Raw genomic sequence first — 22,761 nt, 5'->3', positions numbered from 1 at the left:
CATGGGCGCGGAAACCAGGAGGACGTGGGCGCGAGGTGCTGGACACCCCTGGACTGTAACGTCTGTCCCCCGGCGCACCAACGGTCCGGCGAGCCCAGGTCCCCGGACGCGGAGTCCGGAAGGAAACAGCTCCGGGTGGGGCCAGTCCGCTTCTTTGACATGTCTGGTCACCCCCCTAATGTGTGCCCCGTTGCTGGTGCCCGGCCGCCCCTTGGCCAGGCTTGAAAGGGAATCCGGTGTGACGCCGGAGCTGCCCCGCAGCGGTCTGCGAGAACGAATCCGCCCACATCCACTGGCCGAGAGGCTGGGAAGGGGGCGGCGGTAGGAGGATGTCCGCCGGAGCATCACGCCGGCCGCTCGCGAGCCCGAAAACCTGCCAGCGCCCGTTCTGGGAGAGACAACCCAGGACGGTTCGACCTGGATCACCTCGGGGGAGGCGAACGGTCCGATACGCCGCGGGGCTCCGCGTGCGTCCCGGTCTTGTCGTGCTCTCGCGTCGTGCTCCAGCCGCCCGAGGGGGCGCGAGGTCGTCCGGGCGAGCCCTCCCAAGGGCTCACGCATGCACCCGGGCGCCCCCCGCTCCTCCTCGAGTTTCACGCGGTCGCGAAGGAGGAACGCAGCACCATGTTGAACACGAGCCACATCCAGCCCCCGTCGTCCCCGCCTCCCACGCCCACCACCATGCGGGTGCGCAAGCGCAATGGGACGCTCGAGGTCGCGGACCTGAACAAGATCGTCCGCGCCATCAGCCGCTGCTGTGACGGCCTGCGGCAGGTGGACGCCATCCGCGTGGCCACCAAGACGATCGCCGGTCTCTATGATGGAGCGTCCACGCAGGAGCTGGATCAGCTCTCCATCCAGACCGCCGCCTCGCTCACGCTGGAGGAGCCCGAGTACGCGAAGCTGGCCGCGCGGCTGCTCGCCACGTACATCGACAAGGAGCTGTCGGGACAGGAAGTGCACTCCTTCTCGCAGTCCATCGCCGCCGGGCACCGCCTGGGCCTGGTCAACGAGCGCGTCGCCCAGCTCGTCGCCACCAACGCGCGCAAGCTCAACGACGCCATCGACCCCACGCGCAACCGCCTCTTCGAGTACTTCGGCCTGCGCACCGTCTACGACCGCTACCTGCTCAAGCACCCCACCACGCGCGCGGTGCTGGAGACGCCCCAGCACTTCTTCATGCGCATCGCGGTGGCGCTCGGAGAGACCGTGGCCGAGGCCCTGGAGCTCTACCGGCGCTTCTCGCTGCTCGAGTACGTGCCCAGCTCCCCCACCCTCTTCAACTCGGGCACCCAGCACGAACAGCTCTCCTCGTGCTTCCTGCTCGACTCGCCCGAGGACGACCTCGGCGCCATCTACAAGAGCTACACCGACGTGGCCATGCTCTCGAAGTTCTCGGGCGGCATCGGGCTGGCGTACCACCGCGTGCGCTCGCGCGGCTCGCTCATCACCAGCACCAACGGTCACAGCAACGGCATCGTCCCGTGGCTCAAGACGCTGGACGCGTCCGTGGCGGCGGTGAACCAGGGCGGCAAGCGCAAGGGCGCGTGCTGCGTGTACCTGGAGACGTGGCACGCGGACCTGGAGGAGTTCCTCGAGCTGCGTGACAACACCGGTGACGAGGCCCGCCGCACCCACAACCTGAACCTGGCCAACTGGGTGCCGGACCTCTTCATGAAGCGCGTGGAGGCGGACGCCCCCTGGTCCCTGTTCGACCCCAAGGCCGTCCCCCACCTGACGGACCTGTACGGCGAGGACTTCGAGCGCGCCTACCTCCAGGCCGAGGCCCAGGGGCTCGCCACCCGGTCGCTCAAGGCGCGCGAGGTCTACGCGCGCATGATGCGGACGCTCGCCCAGACGGGCAACGGGTGGATGACGTTCAAGGACAAGTCGAACAAGGCCTGCAACCAGACCGCGCTGCCCGGCCGCGTCGTGCACCTGTCCAACCTGTGCACGGAGATCCTCGAGGTGACGAGCCACCAGGAGACGGCCGTCTGCAACCTGGGCTCCATCAACCTCGCGCGCCACACGCTCACGGATGACGCGGGCCAGGTGACGTTCGACTGGGAGAAGCTGGGCCAGACGGCGCGCACCGCGGTGCGGCAGCTCGATCGGGTCATCGACCTGAACTACTACCCCATCTCCACCGCCCAGGGCTCCAACCTGCGCTGGCGCCCCGTGGGCCTGGGCATCATGGGCCTGCAGGACGTGTTCTTCCAGATGCGCCTGCCCTTCGACTCCGCCGAGGCCCGCGCGCTCTCGCGCAAGGTGTCCGAGGAGATCTACTTCCACGCCCTCAGCGCCTCGGCGGAGCTGGCGGCCGAGCATGGCGCCCACCCGGCCTTCGCGGAGACGCGCGCCGCGCGCGGGGAGCTGCAGTTCGACGCCTGGGGCATCACCCCCGAGGACACCGCGCGCTGGAACGCGCTGCGCGAGCGCATCAAGACGGGCGGCCTGCGCAACTCGCTGCTCATCGCGATCGCCCCCACGGCGACCATCGCGTCCATCGCGGGCTGCTACGAGTGCATCGAGCCCCAGGTGTCCAACCTCTTCAAGCGCGAGACGCTCTCGGGTGACTTCCTCCAGGTCAACCGCTACCTGGTCGAGGAGCTCAAGAAGCTCGGGCTGTGGAACGAGGAGATGCGCACCCGCATCAAGCTCGCGGAAGGCTCCATCCAGGGCATCACGGAGATCCCCGCCGAGCTGAGGGCCGTCTACCGCACCGCGTGGGAGCTGCCCATGCGCTCGCTCGTGGACATGGCGGCCGATCGCGGCGCCTTCATCGATCAGAGCCAGTCGCTCAACCTGTTCATGGAGGCGCCCAACATCGGGCAGCTCAGCTCCATGTACATGTACGCCTGGAAGAAGGGCCTGAAGACCACCTACTACCTGCGCTCGCGCCCGGCCACGCGCATCGCCAAGGCCACGGTGGAGGTGCCCCGCGAGGCGAAGCCGACGCCCACCGAGGAACAGGCCCTGGCCTGCTCCCTGGAGAACCCCGAGAGCTGCGAGGCCTGCCAGTGAATACCCTGTCCCACGCCACGCCCAAGGTGGGCCCGCGCCTGCTGGACCCGGGGCTCAACCTCACGTTGCGCCCCATGCAGTACCCCGCGTTCTTCGAGATGTACCGCAACGCCATCAAGAACACGTGGACCGTGGAGGAGGTGGACTTCTCCACGGACGTGGGTGACTTGCGCTCGAAGATGTCGCCCGCGGACCGCCACCTCATCCAACGGCTCGTCGCCTTCTTCGCCACGGGCGACTCCATCGTGTCGAACAACCTCGTGCTCAACCTGTACAAGCACGTGAACTCGCCCGAAGCCCGCATGTACCTGTCGCGCCAGCTCTACGAGGAGGCGCTGCACGTGCAGTTCTACCTCACACTGCTCGACACGTACGTGCCGGACCCCGCCGAGCGCGCCAAGGCCTTCGCGGCGATCGACAACATCCCGAGCATCCGCCAGAAGGCGGCGTTCTGCTTCAAGTGGATGGACTCGGTGCACGAGCTGGATCGGCTGGACACGCGCGAGCACCGTCGGCGCTTCCTGCTCAACCTCATCTGCTTCGCCGCCTGCATCGAGGGCCTGTTCTTCTTCGCGGCCTTCGCCTACGTGTACTTCCTGCGCTCGCGCGGGCTGCTCCACGGCCTGGCTGCGGGGACCAACTGGGTGTTCCGCGACGAGAGCGCGCACATGGCCTTCGCCTTCGACGTGGTGAAGACGGTGCGCCGCGAGGAGCCGGACCTCTTCGACGCGCGGATGGAGCGCGAGGTCGTCACCATGATGGAGGAGGCGGTGGAGTGCGAGCTGCGCTTCGCCGAGGACCTGCTCCAGGGAGGCGTCGCGGGCCTGTCCGTGAAGGAGATGCGGCAGTACCTGGAGTTCGTCGCGGATCAGCGGCTCGTCATGCTGGAGCTGCCCAAGCGCTACGGGGCCAAGAATCCGTTTGGCTTCATGGACCTGCAGGACGTGCAGGAGCTGGCGAACTTCTTCGAGCGCCGCGTCTCGGCCTACCAGGTGGGCGTCGAGGGCGAGGTCACGTTCGATGCCGCCTTCTGAGAAGCTGGAGCCGGGCAGCATCACCGAGGCCCGGCTGGTCGAAATGGTGTTCCCGGAGCAGACGAACCACTACGGGACGCTGTTCGGCGGCCAGGCACTCGCGCTGATGGACAAGGCGGCCTTCGTGGTCGCCTCGCGGTACGCCCGGCGCAACGTGGTGACGGCGAGCAGCGAGAAGGTGGACTTCCACGTGCCGGTGCGTCAGGGCCAACTCGTGGAGCTGTACACCCGCATCGTCGCCACGGGCCGCACGTCGATGACGGTGGAGGTGGACCTCTACGCGGAGGACCTGCTCACGGGGGACCGGCAGCTCGGCACCCGGGGGCGGTTCGTCTTCGTGGCCCTGGATGCCCACGGCCGCCCCACGGCGGTGCCTCCCCTGGCCTCGACGCCACCTGGCGCCTGAACAGGTAGACTCGGGGAGACATGGCGAAGCCCCCGGCCGAGAAGCCGCCCAAGAACCTCCAGCCCCTCAAACTCTCCGCGGTCCGGCAGCCTCAGCAGGATGAGGATCTGCAGATCCTCTACGACGAGGTGATGGCCAAGCTGGAGGAGACGATCCGCTGGTACGACTGGCACAAGAACCACAACAAGCGCCTCGCCTCCCTCCTGCGAGGCCTCGCCATCTCCCTCGCGGGCGTCGCCTCCGTCGTCCCCATCGCCGTGTCCATGCTCCCCGACAGCTGGAAGCCCGAGCGCTGGGTGCCCATCGCCTCCATCCTCGCCGCGCTCGGCGCGGGCTGCATCGGGATGGACCGGCTCTTCGGCTACTCCTCCAGTTGGATGCGCTACGTCACCGCCATGCTCAACCTGCAGGCGCAACGGGAACTGCTCCAGTTCAACTGGACGCGCCGCGCGCTCGAGGCCCGGCTCGGCGGCGGAACCAAGAGCGACCGCCTCACCGCGGATCTCAACCTGCTCTACAACGCACGCCTCTCCATCAACCAGGTCATCAAGGAAGAGACCCTGGAGTGGGTGGTCCGCTTCTCGGGCGCCCTCCAGGACTTCGAGAAGTCCGCCGTCGCCCAGCGCACGTCCATGGCCGATTTCGGTCACTCCCTGATGGCCCGTCAGGGCTCGCTCAAGGTGCAGATCGCCGGATTCGACCAGTTGGAATCACACCAGTGCGAGCTCCAGTTGGGCGACGCCTCCATCGAGACCCACCACGGCGCCACCAAGGCCTTTCCCCATGTGGCCCCCGGCCAGCACGTGCTCCGGGTGAGCGCCCAGCGCGACGGCAAACGTGTCTCCTCGGAGGAGATCGTGACCATCCTGCCAGGCGAGACGTCCACCGTGACGGTCACGCTCGTCTGAGCCCTCCCCCACGGCTCCGAGCCCGACTCAGCGGCTCAACACCCGGCGCACCCACGGCTCGCTGCTCACCAAGGTGATGCCGAGCAGCACCAGCACCGCGCCACCGATGAAGTCGAGGCTCAACGGCTCCTTCAGCAGCAGGACGCCGAAGGTGACGCCGAACAGCGGGGTCATGAAGGAGAGCACCGCGAGATTGGACGCCAGGTAACGGCGCAGCAGCCAGAACCAGGTGAAGTAGCTGGCGAACGACACCACCACGCCCTGGAACAGCACGCTGCCCACGCCCAGGGGGGTCAGGTGCACCTGCCCGGCCTCGCCCATCACCACGGCCACCACCAGCAGCAGGAGCGTCGCCGCGAACAATTGGTAGAACAGCGTCAGGGTCGGCGGTGCCTCGGACAGCCGGGAGGTGCGCACCACGACCGTGGTGAAGCCCCAGGCCATGCCAGCCAGGACTCCCAGGGTGTCACCGAGCAGCATGCGGCCATCCACGGCGGCGAAGCTCATGCCACCACCGAAGGCCAGCGCGATCCCGGTGAAGCAGATGCCGATCCCCAGCCATTGCAGTGGCCGCAGGCGCTCGCTCGGCACCATCAGGTGCAGACCGAGGGCGGAGAAGATGGGCGCGGTATAGAGGAACACCGCCATGTGCGAGGCGGAGGTGTACTTCAAGCCCTGGGCGATCATCAGGAACTCCAGGGCGAACAAGGCGCCCGCCAGCATCCCGGCGGGCAGTGTTCCCTGGCGCAGCCCTTCCCACCCGCCGCGCCAACACATCAGCAGACCGACCAGCACGGAGGCGATGCCCGAGCGGCCAACCGCCTGCATGATCGGGGCGATATCCGGGGCCGCCAGCTTGATCAATGCCTGCTGAACGCCCCAGACGAGGCAGAGCACGATCATCAGTTGCAAGGCGAAGCCATCGGCAACCTTCCGGGGTTGCGCGTTCATGGACGTCCCGGGTGAGTCAAGAGAGAGGGCGAAGTCATGGCGCGGCGTGGCGTCTCATGGCGGATGCCACAACGCAAGACCGGCGGATGCCCCCGGACGCTCGCTCCCCATCCAGGAGATAGGACTCACGCTCGCCCGACCCGACTTCTAGAATCACCTCATGACCACTACTTTCAAGGTGGTATCGGGAGGAGCTATGAGCGGCACGGGACGCAACGAGCCATGTCCATGTGGAAGCGGGCAGAAGTCCAAGAAGTGTTGTGGCGGAAAGCGGCCGCCGCTCATGAGCCCATCGTCACCGGGTGCCCCCCTGCATCAGCGGGACGAGCGACTGGTGAACGAGATGGTGCGCTACGCCCATGCCCGCTGGGGCCCGGCCTGGCTCCAAGTGGCGGCCGACGCCTACTTCGACGGTGCCGAGACCCAACCCCATCAGGCGCATCTGCAACTCTTCATGCCCTGGGTGGTGAACCACTGGGACGTAGAGGGCCGACCCGTCCGGGAGTGGTTCCTCGAGGAGCACGGCACGAGCCTGTCCCAGGAGGACGTCGAGTGGTTGCGAGGCCAACGAGCCGTTGTCCTCACCCTCTGGGAGGTGCTGGAGGTTCAGCCCGGGGTAGGCCTCCGGGTAAGAGATCTGCTGGGACAGGAGGAGCACTTCGTCCAGGAAGTGCTCGGCTCCCAGCAATTGCATCCGCGAGACGCGGTGCTTGGACGCGTGGCGGAATCCGCGGGAGTCACGGTGTTCTGTGGACTGTACCCCTATCCATTGCCGCCCCTGGCCGCCCATGAGGTCGTGAAGACGGTGCGTCGGGAGCTGCGGGTCCACGGAAACCGGATGGTGTCCCGGAAGAGGCTCATGGAGGAGGACACGACGCTGGGGCTCGTGCTGCTCTGGCGGGGGGAAGTGGAGTTCCTCGAGGAGCGGGCGCGGCTGGAGCCACGGCTGACCAATACGGACGGCGACCCCTTCATCCTCGTGGAGGACCATTACACGTTCGCACCAGAAGCCCGGCCCGGCGTGATGAAGCGACTCGCGGCCCTCAAGGGAGCCGAGTGGGACGAAGCCGAGGGAGAAGAGGAGCAGTGCACTTTCTTGAAGAAGGGCAATGCGATGCACGCCTCCTGGCAGAACACCGTCATCGGCCGGGCGAGGCTCCAGGCGACGACCATGCGGCTGGAGACCAATTCAGTGAGGCGGGCGGATGCCCTGCGCCGCCGGGTGGAAGCCGCCTGCCAGGGACTCATCACCCATCAGTCCCGGGAGGAGACGGAGCCCTCGAAGCTGCGCGAAGGCCCCCGTCCGCCCCCGGAGGAGCCCCCCACACCCGAGATGCAGGAGGTCGCACGTGACATGAAGGCGCGGCACTACGCGGCCTGGCTAGATACGAAGCTGCCAGCGCTCCAGGGCAGGAGCCCTCGTCAGGCGGTGGGCACCGCGGCTGGCCGCCGCGAGGTGGATGCGATGCTCAAGGAGGTGGAGAACCGGGAAGCACGTCTGCCCGCCGGGGAGCGGATGGATGTCACGGGCCTGCGGCGGGAGCTGGGCTTGGTGCCCTGAACGGACAACGCCCGGGGCCTCGTGCGAAGAGGCACCCGGGCGCATGCGCCGTCACGCGGAGGCGGACGGAGCGCGGCGCTACTCCACCGTCACGCTCTTGGCGAGGTTGCGCGGCTGGTCCACGTCGTTCCCGCGCAGGTCCGCCACATGGTAGGCGAGCAGTTGCAGGGGAATCGTCGCCACCACGGGCGCCAGCAGCGCGGTGGCGGCGGGGATGCGGATGACGTGGTCGGCGATCGTGGCCACGTGCGTGTCGTCCTCGTCGATGATGGCGATGACCTTGCCGCCGCGCGCACGCACCTCCTCGATGTTGCCGATGATCTTCTCGTAGGCCACGTGCGGCTGCTTCGGAGCGATCACCACCACCGGCATCTTCTCGTCGATGAGGGCGATGGGGCCGTGCTTCATCTCGCCACCGGCGTAGCCCTCGGCGTGGATGTAGGAGATCTCCTTGAGCTTGAGCGCGCCCTCGAGCGCCACCGGGTGCATGGGCCCGCGGCCGAGGAAGAGGAAGTCCTGGGCGCCCATGAAGTCGCGCGCCACGCGCTTGACCGAGGCCTCGCACTTGAGCACGTCCTCGATCATCTTCGGAATCTCGGTGATGGACGTCAGGTGCTCCTGGGCCGCCTTGACGCTGAGCGTGCCCCGCGCGCGGCCGAGCTTCACCGCCAGCAGGTACAGGCCCACGAGCTGCGTGGTGAACGCCTTGGTGGAGGCGACGCCGATCTCCGGGCCCGCGTTGGTGAGCACGGTGACTTCCGCCTCGCGCGTCATGGCGCTGCCGATGACGTTGCACAGCGCGAGCGTCGAGGCACCCCGCGCCTTGGCCTCCTTGAAGGCCGCCAGCGTGTCCGCCGTCTCACCCGACTGGCTGATGGCGATGGCCAGGTGCGTGGACTCCACGATGGGGTCGCGGTAGCGGAACTCGCTCGCGAGCTCCACTTCCACCGGGATGCGCGCCAGGGACTCGATCATCGCCTTGCCCGCGATGCCCGAGTGCCACGAGGTGCCACACGCGAGGATGGTGATCTTCGTGAGCGCGTTGATCCTCTCCGGGCTCAAGCTCCAGCCCTCGAAGTGCACGTCGCCCTCGGACAGGAGCATGCGGCCGCGCAGCGTGTCCGCCACGGCGCGAGGCTGCTCGTGGATCTCCTTGTGCATGAAGTGCTTGTGGCCGCCCTTCTCCGCCATCATCGGCGTCCAGTCGATGCGGCGCGTGGCGCGGTTCACCTTCTGGTCGGCGCGGTTGTAGATGTCCACGCCCCCGGCGGTGAGGATCGCCAGGTCCCCCTCCTCCATGTAGATGAAGTCGCGCGTGTGCTCGAGCAGCGCCGGCACGTCACTGGCCACGAAGTTCTGCCCCTCGCCGAGCCCCAGCACCATGGGCGAGGACTCCTTGGTGCACACGATGCGGGTGGGGTCGCTCTCCGTGACGACGGCGAGGGCGTAGGTGCCCTTCACGCGGGCGATGGCCGCGCGCACCGCCGCGGGCAGATCCTTGCCCGTCTTGAGCTGGTCCGAGATGAGGTGGGCGAAGACCTCGGAGTCCGTCTCCGAGGCGAACACGTGGCCCTGGCGCTTGAGCTCGTCCTTGAGCGCCAGGTGGTTCTCGATGATGCCGTTGTGCACCACGGCGACCCCGCCGTAGGTGTGCGGGTGGGCGTTCTCGTCCGAGGGGCGGCCGTGCGTGGCCCAGCGGGTGTGGCCGATGCCCACGGTGCCCTGGGGCGAGTCCGTCTGCACCCGGCTCTCCAGGTTCTTGAGCTTGCCCGTGGCGCGCACCACGTTGAGCACATTGCGGTTGATCACCGCCACGCCCGCCGAGTCGTAGCCCCGGTACTCGAGCTTCTTGAGCCCGGAGACCAGAATCGGAGCCGACTGCTTGTCACCCACGTAACCGACGATCCCGCACATGTAGTCCTACCTCTCTCACGCCCAAGGCCCCCGCGCCTGGGCGCGGGGAATGGTTCACTGCACTGGGCGACACCCGTCACCCTGATGACAAGCAAGACCTACGCCACTACCCCGCCGACACCTTGTCCGACTTGACCGGGCCTGCTTCCGCGGACTTGGCCATCCGGGCCTGTTTCCGCTCCACCCACCCCTCCAGGTTGACCTGCGGCGTCCGAGACACGGCAAGGCTCCCCGAGGGCACATCTTTCGTCACCGTGGTGCCCGCACCGACATAGGCACCGTCGCCCACCTTCACCGGGGCCACCAACTGGGTGTCCGAGCCAATGAACACTTTGTCCCCCAGCTCGGTGAGGTGTTTGTTCACTCCGTCGTAGTTGCAGGTGATGGTGCCAGCGCCCACGTTCACCCCGGAGCCAATCTTCGCGTCGCCCAGGTAGGCCAGATGGTTGGCCTTGGAGCCCTTGCCGATGCGCGCCTTCTTGGTCTCCACGAAGTTGCCCAGATGCACCTCCTCGGCGAGGTCCGTGCCCGGACGCAGCCGCGAGAAGGGCCCCAGGATACACCGCTCGCCGACCTTGGCCTCCTCCAGCACGGTGTAGGGCTTGAGGGTCGTTCCGTCAGCGACCGAGGAAGCGTGCAGCACGCAGCCCTGGGCGATGGTCACGTTGCGCCCCACAACGGTCGCGCCCGTCAGGCTCACGCTCGGCCCCACCTCGGTGTCCGGGCCAATGGTGACGCCCTCCTCGATGTAGGTGGTGGCGGGGTCGGCCAGGGAGACGCCATTGCGCATGTGGTGGATGTTGATGCGCGTCTGCAAGTCCCTGGCGCGGGCGGACAGCTCCACGCGGTCGTTCACCCCGGCCGTCTCGTTGAAGTCCGCGTCGATGGAGGGCACCGGGCCCTGGGCGGCGGCCATTTCCACCAGGTCCGTGAGGTAGAATTCACCCTGGGCGTTGGTGCTGCGGATGTTGGCCAGCGCCTTCCAGAGGAAGGAGGAGTCGACCAGGTAGATGCCGGCGTTGCAGTCGCGCACCTGACGCTGCTCGGGAGTGCAGTCCTTGTGCTCGACGATGCGCACCACCTTGCCGCCCTCGCGGATGACGCGCCCGTAGCCGGTGGGATCCTCCAGCCGGGTGGACACGAGCGAGAGCACCCCGCCGCCCCGCTCATGGGCGTCGACGAGCGCGGCGAGCGTCTCGCGGCGCACGAGCGGCACGTCCCCGTAGAGGATGAGCACCCGGCCGTAGAAGTCCTTGAGGGCCTCCTCCGCCGAGCGCACCGCGTCCGCCGTGCCCCGCTGCTCCTTCTGGAGCGCGAAGCGCAGGGGGCCCGCGGGGAAGAGCGCGCGCACGGAGCGCTCCACCTCGGCGGCCTGGTGTCCCACCACCGGCACCACCGGGGAGGCGCCCAGCTCCAGCGCACGCATCAGGGGATAGAAGCAGAGAGGCTTGCCGAGGATGGGGTGAAGGACCTTGGCCTTCTCCGAGCGCATCCGGGTGCCCTTCCCCGCGCACAGCACCACCGCCGCAAGAGGAGTCGTCATGTCCGCGATAACTAGGGACGGCTTGGGGGCGCGTCAACCGCGAGCGTGGGGGCGGGGTGCCCGGACCTCCTCGGGATGCGCCATGACGGACACCGCCAGCGTATTGCGCTGCACGGTGATGCCGTATGTGGGCTTGAGGAAGAGCGTCGTCACGGCGGCCTCGGCGGGCGGTGACATCGGTTGGACTGTCTTCGGTTCGGCGTTCATGTTCCCCCCGGCGCCACACGGAGCCGCGCCACGATGCCTCGCGTCCCCCGGCGGGTCCAATCACGGTCCAGGACCGTTGGCGCCCGCCGGACACTTCGGGATGAAATGGTTTGTGGTGAGTCCGGGCGGCGGTCGGGATACTCCAGGACCCCCGAGACGGGAAGGGCCGAGTCACGGCCCATGACGGAGGCGTGGCACGTGGATACGGTAAAGATGTGGTCCCACCGGAACCGGTGGACGCTGGCGTTGGCGCTGCTCATGGCGGCGGCTCCCGCGGGAGCGGCGAGGCCGTACCGGGGTGGAGCGGTGGCCACGGCCCACCCCGCGGCGAGCGAGGCCGCGCTCAAGATGCTCCAGAAGGGGGGCAACGCGGTGGACGCGGCGGTGGCGGCGGCCACCACGCTGGCGGTGGTGGGGCCCTACCACTCGGGGTTGGGCGGGGGCGGCTTCGCGCTGGTGCACGACGCGAAGACGGGCGGCACGCGGGTGCTCGACTTCCGCGAGGTGGCGCCCCAGGCGGCCACGCGCGACATGTACGTGAAGGACGGCAAGGTGGTGCCGGGGCTGTCCACGGACGGCGCGCTGAGCGTGGCGGTGCCCGGCGCGGTGGCCGGCTACCTGGAGCTGGTGGAGAAGCACGGCAAGCTGCCGCGCGCGGTGGTGTTGCAGCCCGCGATCGAGGCGGCGCGCGCGGGCTTCTGGGTGACGCCCAAGTACCAGGCCGTGGCGAAGCTGCGGCGCGACTGCCTGCGCCAGGATCCCGAGGCCGCGCGCATCTTCCTCGCGAGGAACGAGGCGGGCGAGCCGGACGTGCCGCCCGTCGGCTACCTCGTGAAGCAGCCGGACCTGGCCCGCACGCTCTCCACGCTCGCCAAGAGCGGCGCCGCGCCCTTCTACACGGGCGCCATCGGCCAGGCGGTGGTGGACACGGTGAAGAAGGGCGGCGGACTGCTCACCCGCGAGGACCTGAAGGCCTACAAGACGCGCGCCCAGGAGCCGCTCGAGGGCAGCTACCGCGGCCACCGCCTGCTCACCATGCCGCCGCCGAGCGCGGGCGGACTCGCGGTGCTGCAGGTGCTCGGCGCCCTGGAGAAGCTGCGCCCCCAGGGCCTCACGTTCCGGGACGCGGAGGAGGTGCACCTCTACGCCGAGGCGGTGCGGCGCGTGTACGTGGACCGCACGAAGTACCTGGGAGATCCGGCGTTCGTGAAGATTCCCATGGAGCGCCTCACCTCACAGGGCTACCTGGCGGACCTGGCCGGGAGCATCGATCCGAAGAAGGCCACCTCCAGCGCCTCGCTCCTGCCGCCCGTGGAGGGCGCGGGGGAGTCCACGCTCCAGAAGCCGGATGGCTCCTGGTATGACCCCTCCCACGCCCCCGCCGACAAGAAGAACACCACGCACATCTCCGTCATCGACAAGGACGGCAACGCCGTGGCGCTCACCACCACCGTGAACTACGGCTTCGGCTCGTGCCTGGTCGCCAAGGGCACCGGCGTGCTGCTCAACGACGAGATGGATGACTTCTCCGCCCGGCCCGGCGTGCCCAACGCCTACGGACTGGTGGGCGGCGAGGCCAACGCCATCGCCCCGGGCAAGGTGCCCCTGTCCTCCATGGCCCCCACCCTCGTCTTCTCCAAGGAGGACCCGAAGAAGGTCATCCTGGCGGTGGGCAGCCCCGGCGGCTCCACCATCCCCACCACCGTCATCCAGGTCATCTCCAACGTCGTGGACCAGGGCATGGACGTGACACGCGCGGTGGGCCAGGGACGGCTGCACCACCAGTACCTGCCGGACGAGCTGTGGGTGGATCAGTACGCCCTGGAGCCCGCCACCCTGAGGCTGCTGGAGGCCAAGGGGCACAAGCTCCGCCACATTCCCGCGTGGGGCGACGCGGAGGCGGTCCACAGCGATCCCCAGACGAACCTGCGCAGCGCGGCGAGCGATCCGCGCAACGAAGGCGCCGCGCTCGGCCAGGACTGAGGCACACCACCGTGGGCGAACTCCTCCAGCTCTTCGATGCGCACCTCCACCCCGAGGCCCTGAGCGATCAGGACCTCGAGTCCATGCGTTTCTTCGGCGTGGAGCACGCGCTCGTGGTGGCCCACCACCTGCCCGAGCCCACGCCCAAGGCGCTGCGCAAGCACTTCGACGACCTGGTGCAGCGGCAACTGCCGCGGCTGGAGCGCCTGGGCATCCGCGCCTGGGCGGCGCTGGGCGTACACCCGCGGTGCATCCCCCGCCGGGGCCTGTCCGAGGTGCTCTCCCACCTGCCGGACTACTTCCGGGGAGGCCGCGTGGTGGCCCTGGGGGAGACGGGACTGCACGCGGGCGGCATCGAGGAGGAGGAGGCCTTCCTCGAGCAGCTCGCGCTCGCGCGTCAGCTCAAGCTCCGGGTGGTGGTGCACACCCCCTTGCTCGACAAGGAGCGCCACACCCGGCGGCTGCTCACGCTCCTGCGCGAGTCCGGCGTGCGCCCCTCGCGCGTGCTCGTGGACCATGCCAATGGCCGCACCGTGCGCAACATCCTCGGCTGTGGACACTGGGCGGGGTTGACCCTGCACCCCGAGGCACTCAAGGCCGAACGCGCCGTGGCGCTGGTGCGCCGGCTGGGCAGCGAGAGGCTGGTGCTCAACTCGGATGCCGGCGATGGCGCCGGCGACATCCTCGGGCTCGCGCGCGTGGCCAACCTGCTGACCAAGGCGAAGCTCTCCGAGCGCGTGGTGAAGCGCGTGGCCCATGACAACGCCGCGCGCTTCTACCGTCCACGCTGACTAGTGCAACGCGCTGACCGCCGACTCCGGATGCAGCGTCAACCGCTGCGCCGTGTCGTCCAGCGTCGCCTGCACGGGGATGCCCCGGTGCCGGTAGTCCGCCAGCGACTCCGCCGCCTCGTCCAACAACAGCTGGTAACGCTCGTCCAACTCCACCGCGATCAACATCATCGTCTCGCCCGCGTCCTCGACGCCCGGGCGGTACACCTGGCAGCGCTGGAACCGCGCCCAGCGGCCATTTTCCATCTTCACCAATTCGCCGTCGTAAGCCATCGCGCAGTTCCCCCTTTCGACCGTCCCGGCCGGATGCCGGGAAGTGAGGAAGACAGATTAACCACAAACCCGCGGTGCGTCATCCCCCCGGCTGAAAATTAGTGAAAAGCCCCCGAAGGGTCAGCTGGGCAACGTTTCTCCTCGCAACCACTCCGGCCGACCCCCTCCAGAGGGGGGTTGTAAATTTGCTGGTCAGTCAATCTGTTGATGCCCCGGCCCTCGCCGACCGCCCGGTCTGTCAACGGACCCGGACAGTGGCCCCGGCGCACGCCATCCCTTAGATTGAGCGGGATGAAGTTGCCCTCCTTGTTCCGACGCGAACGGACCATCATCAAGCGAGCGGACGCGCAGGACCAGGTGGAGAAGGCCCTGGCCGAGTCCCTGCGCGTGCTCGGCCAGGTGTGCACCAAGGTCGCCGATCTCATCGAGACCCAGCGTCTGGAGCGCTCCGGCTACTCGCAGAACACCCTGCTGCGGCGCCTGGATCGGCCCGCCGAGGAGGCGAAGTCCCAGAAGAAGTAGCCTGCCGGGCATGAACGCCTCGGAGATGGATGCCTCGGACACACTCCCCGCCTGCCTGGGTAGCGCCGGGTGGCTCGCGCCCGGCGAGCCCGGCCGCCCACCACTTCCCGCCCTCGGCGACGAGGAGGGAGCGAGGCTGCCCGAGGGGCTGCCTCCCGTGGTGGATGCCCACGTGCACCTCTTCCCGGACGGGGTCTTCGAGGCCGTGTGGCGCTGGTTCGAGCAGTACGGCTGGCCCATCCGCTACAAGCTGCACACCCCCCAGGTGCTGTCCTTCCTGCTGTCACGAGGCATCCACCGGGTGGTGGCGCTGCACTACGCCCACAAGCCGGGCATGGCGCGCTTCCTCAACCACTACATCGCCGAGGTGGCCCGCGCCGAGCCGCGTGTGCTGGGGCTGGCCACCGTGCTCCCCGGGGAGCCGGGCGCGGTGGACATCCTCACCGAGGCCTTCGCCGCGGGACTCAAGGGGGTGAAGTTGCACTGCCACGTGCAGTGTTTCGCCCCGGACGCGCCGGAGCTCCACGAGGTGTACGAGGCCTGCGCCCGGGCCGGGCGGCCCCTCGTGCTCCACGCGGGCCGCGAGCCCGCCAGCCCCCACTACCAATGCGACGTGCACGCCCTGTGTTCCGCCGAACGCGTGGAGCGTGTCCTCCAGGCGCACCCCGGCCTCCAGCTCTGCGTGCCCCACCTGGGGGCGGACGAGTTCGACGCCTACACCCGGCTCCTCGAGCGCCATGACACCCTGTGGCTCGATACCACCATGGCGCTCGCCGGTTATTTCCCGGTGATGCCGCCTCGCCGCTTGCTGGAAGTCCGTCCCGAGCGCATCCTCTATGGGACGGACTTCCCCCACCTGCCCTACGCCTGGGATCGCGAGCTGCGACGGCTCCTCGCTCTCAAGCTCGGGGACGAGGTGGAGGCAGGCATCCTCGGGGGCAATGCCTTGAAGCTCTACGGGGAATGTTGAAAAGCACGCAGCCCCCTTCCGCAACTGACAAGCCGTTCGCATCTTGCCCCCCATAGAATCCGCCTTCGCCACCGGACACGCTTCGAGGCCCCTTCATGTCCTACATCCTGGTCGTCGACGACGACGCGAGCCACCGCACGCTGATCTGCGATGCCCTTGAGGAAATGGGCTACCGCACGATTGAGGCCAGCAACGGGCGGGAAGCCCTTGATCGGCTGGAGGATGACCTGCCCCAGGCCGTGCTGCTGGACTTGCGCATGCCCGTGATGAGCGGCTGGGGGCTGCTGGACGCCCTCAAGAAGATGCCGCGGGCGCGCGGGCTGCCCATCATCATCATCTCGGGCTACGGCTTCGAGTGGGAAGCGGAGCTGGTGGGCGCCGCCGGCTACATCTCCAAGCCCGTGGATCTGGACAAGGTCCGCATGACCGTGCAGCGCATCATCGGCCCGCCGGAAGTGGCCATGATGCACTAGGCGATGCCCCCCCCGGCGAGGGGTGGGTCAGGCGAAGACGACGGTCTTGTTGCCGTGCGGCAACACCCGGTCCTCCAGATGCCAGGCGACGGCGCGCGCGAGCACGGTGCGCTCCACCCGGCGCCCGATGCGCACCAGCTCCTCCACCGCGTTGCGATGTCCCACCCGGTGCACGTCCTGCTCGATGATGGGCCCGGCGTCGAGTTCCGCCGTCACATAGTGGGCCGTGGCGCCAATGAGCTTCACGCCGCGCGTGTGCGCCTGGGCATAGGGGTTGGCACCCACGAAGGCCGGCAGGAAGCTATGGTGGATGTTGATGATGGGCCCCCCGAAGCGCGTGATGAAGTCACCGCTGAGGATCTGCATGTAGCGGGCGAGCACGATGAGATCCACCTGGTGCTCCCGCATCAGCTCCAACGTGGCCGCCTCGGCCGAGACCTTGGTCTCGGCCGTCACGGGCACGTGGTGCAGGGGGATGCCGAAGGGGGCCACCACCTCGCGCGCGTCCGCGTGGTTGCTCACCACCAGCGGGATGTGCGCCGCCAGCTCCCCCTTCTTCCACAGCCACAGCAGCTCCTGCAGGCAGTGATCCTGCTTGGAGACGAACAGGGCCATGCGCTTGACGCGCGCGGCGGGGGTGAGGCGCCACTGCAGACCGAAGCGCTCGGCCACCGGCTCCATCGCCCGCTCCAGCAGGGGCAGCCGCGACTCGAGCCCGGGGAGATCGAACTCCAGCCGCATGAAGAAGCGCAGATCGTCGGGCTCGGTGTGCTGATGGGAGTCGACCACGTTGGCGCCCTGCTCATAGAGCAGTTGCGTCACGGCCGCGACGACTCCGGGGCGGTCCGCGCACGTCAGCAGGAGCCGGGCCCGCTCCGTGTTCATGGAAACCGAGGATGGCATCGACGCCCCGGGCTCAGGATTCCTTCTTGATCTGCTGGGCCAGGTAGTTCGTCTCACCCACCTGCTTCATCAGCTCCAGCTGACCCTCGAGCCAGTCGATGTGCTCCTCGGTGTCCTCGAGGATGCGCTCCAGCACCTCGCGGCTGCCGTTGTCGCCCAGGGTGCGGCACAGCTCGATGCCCTCGTTGAGGCGCTTCTGGGAGCCGGCCTCCAGGGCCAGGTCCAGGCGGAGCATCTCCGGGATGCTCTCCCCCACGTTCACCTTGGCCAGCCGCTGCAGGTTCGGCAGTCCCTCGAGGAAGAGGATGCGCTTGACCAGGCGATCGGCGTGCTTCATCTCGCCGATGGACTCCTCGTAAATCTTCTTTCCGAGCCGCTCGTACCCCCAGTTGTCCGCGATGCGCGCGTGAAGGAAGTACTCGTTGATCGCGGTCAGCTCGGTGGTCAGGACGTCGTTGAGCAGGTCGATGATCTGGGGGTGGCCTTTCATAGGGCCACGGAAGCTACCCGTGGGGTCGCCATCGCACAACTCTCACGACACGCGGGACGTACGGTATTTGTCTGCCGCGCCTCCCCGAGCAGCTGGGTCATCTGATCGTGACACCCGCCGCACCCCGTCCCCGCCCCACACGCATCGCCCAGTTCCTCCACCGTCCGAGCTCCCTCGGCGATACGGGCGCGAATGGTCCGGTCCGAAACAGCACGGCAGAGGCAGACGATCATGCGAAGGCTCAGGTCAACATGGGCCGCGACGTGCGGCGACCAAGTGATAATGAGAATAGGTTTCAAAAACCCTCGGGTCAAGCGGGCCTGGCCCCAAGCGTCGGCCACCCAGCGCCCGAGGTCGCCCAGCGAGCGGGCGAGCGGGGGGGTTGCTGGCCCGAGGCCGGGTCGGCTCAGATGGACGTCCCCCATGACTCCGCCCCCCTCCGACCTGGCCGTCGACGCCCGTGCGCTCGTGAAGCGCTTTGGAGACTTCACCGCGCTCCAAGGCATGGAGCTGCTCATCCCCCGAGGCGCCTTCTATGCATTCCTCGGGCCCAACGGGGCGGGCAAGTCCACCACCATCGCGCTGCTCACCGGTGTGTACGCCCCGGACTCCGGCCACATCCGCCTGCTCGGCGTGGACGCGGTGGCCAGGCCCCTGGAAGTCAAACGCCGCCTGGGCGTGGTGCCCGAGGAGCTGAGCCTCTTCGAGCGGCTGAGCGGGCGGCAATACCTCACCTTTTGTGGGCGCATGTACGGGCTGAGCGGAGACGAGGCGGCCGCGCGCGCGGCGGAGCTGCTCGAGCTCACGGAGCTCACATACAAGGCGGGCTCGCTCGTGGCCGAGTACTCCAAGGGCATGAGGCGGCGGCTGGCCATCGCCGCGTCGCTCATCCACGCGCCGGAGCTGGTGCTGTTGGACGAGCCCTTCGAGGGCATCGACGTGCTGGCCGCGGGCGTCATCCGCGAGCTGCTTCGCGAGCTGAGCCGGCGGGGGGTGACGCTGCTGCTCACCACGCACGTGCTGGAGATCGCCGAGCGGCTGGCCACCCACGCGGGTGTCATCCGCAGCGGGAAGATGCTGGATCAAGGCACCGTGGACGAGCTCAAGGAGCGCCACGGCGCGGCCTCGCTGGAGTCCGTCTTCGAGAAGCTCATCTCCGTGCCGGCCGCGCGCAACGCGAAGCTGTCCTTCTATGGAGACGCCCCCCCCGCCGAGGTCGTCCCCCTGCGCCGGGGGTCCGCGTGAACCGGCCCGCCGCGCCGGGCTTCTTCCGGCACCTGTGGCTGCTCTGGGGCCTGCGCCTGAACATCGGCCTGAACCAGGGCTCGGGGCGCCATCCCCTGTGGGCCGTGGGCGCCTTCCTCCTGTCGAGCGCTCCGGCCTGGGGACTGGGAGTCACGTTCTACGGGCTGATGCGCCTGCCGGCCGTGGCCCACAACGACGTCTGGCCCTTCTTCATCCTCAACCTCTTGTGCTTCACCACCTCGGCGGTGTGGGTGACGTGGCCCCTCATGAGCGCGGGCGTGGATGACCACTCGGAGCTCAGCCGCTACGCCGCCTTTCCCATCTCCCCCTTCCGGCTGCTCATCGCCTCCACCGGGGCGAGCCTCCTGGAGCCCCGCGCGCTCGTCTTCTACGCCCCCCTGACGGGCGCGGCGCTCGGCTACGCGTCCATGCACCCGGTGCGCCTCAAGGCGTTCGCGCTGCTGCTCTACGTGCTCTTCGCGCTCCTCAACGCCGCCTGGAGCCGTGTGGGCCTGTACGTGGTGCTCAACGTGCTGCGCGAGAAGCACAGCGCCCAACTGCTCGGCGGCGGCTTCGTGCTGTTCCTCGTGGGCGCCTCGCTCATTCCCCCCATCGACACCTCGTGGCTCACGGCCGTGGGCGAGGGCGGCGTGGACAAGCTGGACATGGCGATCATCGTCGACGCGACGCTCGCCCTGGGCCGGGTGCCGCCGGGCCTCTTCGGCGACGCGCTCCTGGAGCTGTCCTACGGCTACCGGCACAACGCGCTCGCCGATGGCCTGGGCATGCTCTTCTTCACCCTCATGGGCCTGGGGCTGGCCTACGCGCTGCTCCTGCGCTTCCACCGGGGCGTGGGCCGCGCGGGGCCCGTGGGCAAGGTGTCCAAGGATGGCGACCCCTTCGCCCACACGCGCTCGCGCTTCACCACCCTGCTCGTGCGCGAGGCGTTGGACCTGTGGCGCAATCCCCGTGCGCGCCTGCTCGCGGCCGTGCCCTTCGTGCTCGCCATCCTGCTCAAGCTCACCTCGGGACGCGGGCTGCTCGAGTACGCGGTGGGCGCGAGCGCGGACGCGTGGCTGATGGGCGGCCTGTGCATCTACGGCGCGGTGGTGATGGCCTCCACCTTCTCGCAGAACACGTTCGCCTATGACGGGCACGGGCTCGCGCTGCTCATCGCCGCGCCCGTGGAGCTGGGCGACGTGCTCCGGGCGAAGAACCGGGTGCAGGGCGCGGCGGCCGGCGGCATGGCCCTGCTCGTGGGCGTCTTCTACCGGGTGTACTTCGGCCGGGGCACGGCGCTCGACTTCCTGTGCGCCATGGCCTCCGTGCTCGCCGTCATTCCGGTGCTGCTCGCCGCGGGCAACTTCCTGTCCCTCTTCTTCCCCGTGAAGTTCCACGCGAGCCTCAAGCGCCGCGACAAGCTGCCCCTCACCGCGTCCATGCTGGGCATCGGCGCGGCGAGCGTGGGCTGCGCCCCCTTCGTCTGGGGACTGCGCCTGGCCGGGGGCCAGGGTCCGGACCTCCGGACGCTCGCGATGCTGACCCTGTGCGCCGGGGTGAACCTGGGCCTCTACCGCGCGCTGCTCCCCCTCGCGCTGCGGCTGCTCGAACAGCGCAAGGAGTGGGTGCTGCGCGCGGTGACCCGCGAGTGAGGCCTCAGCGCACGGGGGGCGGGTTGCGCTCGGTGAAGCCGCGCTGGTGGAAGTAGGGGTAGGCCAGCGTCGTGGCGCTCGCGGCGTCCAGACGCGCCACCTGCTCGGCCGTGAGGTTCCAGCCCACCGCGCCCAGGTTCTGGCGCAGCTGCTCCTCGTTGCGCGCCCCCACGATGACGTTGGCCACCGTGGGCCGCTGCAGGAGCCAGTTGATCGCCACCTGCGGCACCGTCTTGCCCACCTCCTGGGCCACCGCGTCCAGCGCGTCCACCACCTTGTAGAGGTACTCGTCCTCCACCGGGGGACCGTTCGCCACCGTCACCGCCGAGCGCATGCGGCTGACCTCCGGCAGGGGCTCGCCCCGGCGGATCTTCCCCGTCAGCCGGCCCCACCCGAGCGGACTCCAGACGATGGCGCCCACGCCCTGATCCAACCCGAGCGGCATGAGCTCCCACTCGTAGCTGCGGCCGATGAGCGAGTAGTACGCCTGATGCGCCACGTAGCGCGCCCAGCCGTACTTCTCGGACACGGCCAGGGACTTCATCAGGTGCCAGCCGGAGAAGTTCGAGCAGCCGATGTAGCGAATCTTCCCCGCCCGGACGAGGTCATCCAGGGTGCCCAGCGTCTCCTCCACCGGGGTGGAAGCGTCGAAGCCGTGCAGCTGGTAGATGTCGATGTAGTCCGTGCCCAGGCGCTTGAGACTGCCTTCGACACTGCGGATGAGGTGGAAGCGCGAGGAGCCCACGTCGTTCGGGCCCTGCCCCATCCGGAACGTCCCCTTCGTGGAGAGGATGACCTGGTCGCGGCGGCCCTTGATGGCCTGCCCCAGGATCTCCTCGGCGAGGCCCTGGGAGTAGGTGTTGGCCGAGTCGAACATGGTGACCCCCGCCTCGAGCGAGATGTCCACCAGCCGTGTGGCCTCGGCGACTCCGGAGTCGCCAAAGCCCTTGAAGAACTCGTTGCTCCCCCCAAAACTCCCCGTGCCCAGGCTCAGCACCGGCACCTTGAAACCCGAACTCCCCAGTCTTCTGTACTCCATGTCGTGACGCTCCCGCGAAAGCCTCCGTGGGCGCCACTCCTAACGAGCCACGCCTCCGCGCACCACGCGTTGAGTGGAAAACCGTCATGCCCTTCGCGCACATCAATCATCAAGACATCTACTTCGAGGACTCGGGTGGCTCCGGCCCCGCGCTCGTGCTCGCGCACGGCTTCCTCATGGACGGCCGCATGTTCGACGCGCAGGCGGAAGCGCTCGCTCCCGAGTTCCGCGTCATCCGCTGGGACGCGCGCGCCCAGGGGCGCACCCGCTGGGATGGCCGGCCCTTCTCCCTCTACGACTCGGCCGCCGATGCCTTCGCGCTGATGGACCACCTGGGCCTGCCCCGGGCCTTCATCGGCGGACTGTCCCAGGGCGGCTACTGCGCCCTGCGCATGGCCCTGCGCGCCCCCGAGCGCGTGCGCGGCCTCGTGCTCATGAGCACCAGCGGAACCCTCAACCCCGCGGAAGGGCCCGGCTACCGGCAGGTGCGCGACCTGTGGGGCAGCCCGGGCGCCACGGAGAACATCGTGCGCAGCTACGCGAGCCTCATCATCGGGGACGAGCGCTTCTACTCGCCCTGGATGGACCGCTGGCGCCAGACGCCCCGCGACGCCTTCGTGGCCGCCATCAACAACCTCCTCGAGCGCGATGACATCCAGCCCCGGCTCGGGGACATCCGCTGTCCGGCCATCGTGTTCCACGGGCTCGCCGACGTGGCCATCCCCGTCTCCGAGGGCGGCGTCCTCCACGACGCCTTGCCCGGCCGCACGCGCTTCGTCCCCGTCCACGAGGGCGCCCACGCCATCAGCCTCACGCACCCCCAGGTGGTCAACCCGCCCCTCCTCGAGTTCCTGCGCGCCCATTCCTAGCGG

General features: G+C 68.8%; 22 protein-coding genes, 1 pseudogene and 1 riboswitch. Of the genes and pseudogenes, 14 read left to right on the top strand and 9 right to left on the bottom strand.

From position 1 onward, the window contains the following. The first annotated feature begins 177 nt into the window (after positions 1-177). A riboswitch (cobalamin riboswitch) is annotated at positions 178-395 on the top strand. 229 nt (positions 396-624) lie between these two features. From MEBOL_RS24730 to MEBOL_RS24715, 4 genes are read left to right on the top strand one after another with little or no spacing between them, the layout of a single operon-like run. Further along, the gene (locus MEBOL_RS24730; protein ID WP_095979767.1) at positions 625-3,024 is read left to right on the top strand and encodes a ribonucleoside-diphosphate reductase subunit alpha; all 2,400 of its coding nucleotides are present in this window, start codon (positions 625-627) and stop codon (positions 3,022-3,024) included. Beyond that, the gene (locus MEBOL_RS24725; RefSeq protein ID WP_218920815.1) at positions 3,021-4,058 is read left to right on the top strand and encodes a ribonucleotide-diphosphate reductase subunit beta; all 1,038 of its coding nucleotides are present in this window, start codon (positions 3,021-3,023) and stop codon (positions 4,056-4,058) included. The genes MEBOL_RS24730 and MEBOL_RS24725 overlap by 4 nt, the downstream gene beginning before the upstream one ends. Continuing rightward, positions 4,045-4,464: an acyl-CoA thioesterase gene (locus tag MEBOL_RS24720; protein WP_095979766.1), complete on the top strand. Its 420-nt coding sequence runs from the start codon at positions 4,045-4,047 to the stop codon at positions 4,462-4,464. Before MEBOL_RS24725 ends, MEBOL_RS24720 begins: the two co-directional genes overlap by 14 nt. 20 nt (positions 4,465-4,484) lie before the next feature. Then, positions 4,485-5,372, top strand: coding sequence for an SLATT domain-containing protein (locus MEBOL_RS24715; RefSeq protein WP_095979765.1), 888 nt, complete (start codon positions 4,485-4,487; stop codon positions 5,370-5,372). A gap of 27 nt (positions 5,373-5,399) precedes the next feature. On the opposite strand, the gene MEBOL_RS24710 is transcribed toward MEBOL_RS24715, so the two are convergent. Continuing rightward, a complete protein-coding gene (locus MEBOL_RS24710) occupies positions 5,400-6,323 on the bottom strand; it encodes a DMT family transporter (RefSeq protein ID WP_095979764.1) in 924 nt (307 codons plus the stop codon). Positions 6,324-6,483: 160 nt separating this feature from the next. Between MEBOL_RS24710 and MEBOL_RS44150 the strand changes: the two are divergent. Then, a pseudogene (locus tag MEBOL_RS44150) lies at positions 6,484-6,588 on the top strand (SEC-C metal-binding domain-containing protein); the annotation flags it as partial. 18 nt (positions 6,589-6,606) lie between these two features. Continuing rightward, a complete protein-coding gene (locus MEBOL_RS24705) occupies positions 6,607-7,884 on the top strand; it encodes an antitoxin Xre/MbcA/ParS toxin-binding domain-containing protein (protein WP_245918817.1) in 1,278 nt (425 codons plus the stop codon). Positions 7,885-7,962: 78 nt separating this feature from the next. On the opposite strand, the gene glmS is transcribed toward MEBOL_RS24705, so the two are convergent. From glmS to MEBOL_RS41960, 3 genes are all read right to left on the bottom strand, one after another. Continuing rightward, complete coding sequence (glmS, locus tag MEBOL_RS24700; RefSeq protein WP_095979762.1) at positions 7,963-9,798, bottom strand: glutamine--fructose-6-phosphate transaminase (isomerizing); 1,836 nt, start codon at positions 9,796-9,798, stop codon at positions 7,963-7,965. Positions 9,799-9,904: 106 nt separating this feature from the next. Next, complete coding sequence (gene glmU, locus MEBOL_RS24695) at positions 9,905-11,341, bottom strand: bifunctional UDP-N-acetylglucosamine diphosphorylase/glucosamine-1-phosphate N-acetyltransferase GlmU (RefSeq protein WP_095979761.1); 1,437 nt, start codon at positions 11,339-11,341, stop codon at positions 9,905-9,907. Positions 11,342-11,374: 33 nt separating this feature from the next. Then, entirely contained in the window at positions 11,375-11,548 is a 174-nt protein-coding gene (locus MEBOL_RS41960; RefSeq protein WP_170115583.1) for a hypothetical protein, read from the bottom strand. 213 nt (positions 11,549-11,761) lie between these two features. Between MEBOL_RS41960 and ggt the strand changes: the two genes are divergently transcribed. Together ggt and MEBOL_RS24685 are read left to right on the top strand one after the other, a co-directional pair. Continuing rightward, positions 11,762-13,531 (top strand): gamma-glutamyltransferase, encoded by a 1,770-nt coding sequence (ggt, locus tag MEBOL_RS24690; protein WP_245918816.1) that lies wholly within the window; start codon positions 11,762-11,764, stop codon positions 13,529-13,531. A gap of 11 nt (positions 13,532-13,542) precedes the next feature. Then, on the top strand, positions 13,543-14,322 hold the full coding sequence (locus MEBOL_RS24685; protein ID WP_095979759.1) for a TatD family hydrolase: 780 nt from the start codon (positions 13,543-13,545) through the stop codon (positions 14,320-14,322). On the opposite strand, the gene MEBOL_RS24680 is transcribed toward MEBOL_RS24685, so the two are convergent. Further along, positions 14,323-14,595: a hypothetical protein gene (locus MEBOL_RS24680; RefSeq protein WP_095979758.1), complete on the bottom strand. Its 273-nt coding sequence runs from the start codon at positions 14,593-14,595 to the stop codon at positions 14,323-14,325. Between the two features lie 291 nt (positions 14,596-14,886). Here MEBOL_RS24680 and MEBOL_RS24675 point away from each other — a divergent pair, with 291 nt between their 5' ends. The 3 genes from MEBOL_RS24675 to MEBOL_RS24665 all read left to right on the top strand — a co-directional run bounded on the left by MEBOL_RS24675 (position 14,887) and on the right by MEBOL_RS24665 (position 16,560). Further along, on the top strand, positions 14,887-15,117 hold the full coding sequence (locus tag MEBOL_RS24675) for a hypothetical protein (RefSeq protein ID WP_095979757.1): 231 nt from the start codon (positions 14,887-14,889) through the stop codon (positions 15,115-15,117). Between the two features lie 10 nt (positions 15,118-15,127). Further along, the gene (locus tag MEBOL_RS24670; RefSeq protein WP_095979756.1) at positions 15,128-16,087 is read left to right on the top strand and encodes an amidohydrolase family protein; all 960 of its coding nucleotides are present in this window, start codon (positions 15,128-15,130) and stop codon (positions 16,085-16,087) included. A 95-nt stretch (positions 16,088-16,182) separates the two neighbouring features. Next, positions 16,183-16,560: a response regulator gene (locus MEBOL_RS24665; protein ID WP_095979755.1), complete on the top strand. Its 378-nt coding sequence runs from the start codon at positions 16,183-16,185 to the stop codon at positions 16,558-16,560. Positions 16,561-16,587: 27 nt separating this feature from the next. On the opposite strand, the gene purU is transcribed toward MEBOL_RS24665, so the two are convergent. From purU to MEBOL_RS44145, 3 genes are read right to left on the bottom strand one after another with little or no spacing between them, the layout of a single operon-like run. After that, complete coding sequence (gene purU, locus MEBOL_RS24660) at positions 16,588-17,463, bottom strand: formyltetrahydrofolate deformylase (protein ID WP_095979754.1); 876 nt, start codon at positions 17,461-17,463, stop codon at positions 16,588-16,590. A 13-nt stretch (positions 17,464-17,476) separates the two neighbouring features. Then, positions 17,477-17,953: a bacterioferritin gene (gene bfr, locus MEBOL_RS24655; protein ID WP_095979753.1), complete on the bottom strand. Its 477-nt coding sequence runs from the start codon at positions 17,951-17,953 to the stop codon at positions 17,477-17,479. Next, the gene (locus MEBOL_RS44145; protein WP_095982980.1) at positions 17,950-18,186 is read right to left on the bottom strand and encodes a (2Fe-2S)-binding protein; all 237 of its coding nucleotides are present in this window, start codon (positions 18,184-18,186) and stop codon (positions 17,950-17,952) included. The genes bfr and MEBOL_RS44145 overlap by 4 nt, the downstream gene beginning before the upstream one ends. Before the next feature lie 190 nt (positions 18,187-18,376). Between MEBOL_RS44145 and MEBOL_RS24645 the strand changes: the two genes are divergently transcribed. After that, entirely contained in the window at positions 18,377-19,198 is an 822-nt protein-coding gene (locus MEBOL_RS24645) for an ABC transporter ATP-binding protein (RefSeq protein ID WP_095979752.1), read from the top strand. After that, the gene (locus MEBOL_RS24640) at positions 19,195-20,850 is read left to right on the top strand and encodes a hypothetical protein (RefSeq protein WP_095979751.1); all 1,656 of its coding nucleotides are present in this window, start codon (positions 19,195-19,197) and stop codon (positions 20,848-20,850) included. The genes MEBOL_RS24645 and MEBOL_RS24640 overlap by 4 nt, the downstream gene beginning before the upstream one ends. A gap of 4 nt (positions 20,851-20,854) precedes the next feature. Here MEBOL_RS24640 and MEBOL_RS24635 read toward each other — a convergent pair whose 3' ends face one another. Then, a complete protein-coding gene (locus MEBOL_RS24635) occupies positions 20,855-21,889 on the bottom strand; it encodes an aldo/keto reductase (protein WP_095979750.1) in 1,035 nt (344 codons plus the stop codon). An 86-nt stretch (positions 21,890-21,975) separates the two neighbouring features. On the opposite strand from MEBOL_RS24635, the gene MEBOL_RS24630 reads away from it, so the two are divergent. Continuing rightward, complete coding sequence (locus MEBOL_RS24630; RefSeq protein ID WP_095979749.1) at positions 21,976-22,758, top strand: alpha/beta fold hydrolase; 783 nt, start codon at positions 21,976-21,978, stop codon at positions 22,756-22,758. The last annotated feature ends 3 nt before the right edge of the window (positions 22,759-22,761 follow it).

Origin of the sequence: Melittangium boletus DSM 14713, from assembly GCF_002305855.1 — a bacterium.
GTDB lineage: Bacteria > Myxococcota > Myxococcia > Myxococcales > Myxococcaceae > Cystobacter > Cystobacter boletus.
This window is presented reverse-complemented; position numbering and strand designations above follow the sequence as displayed.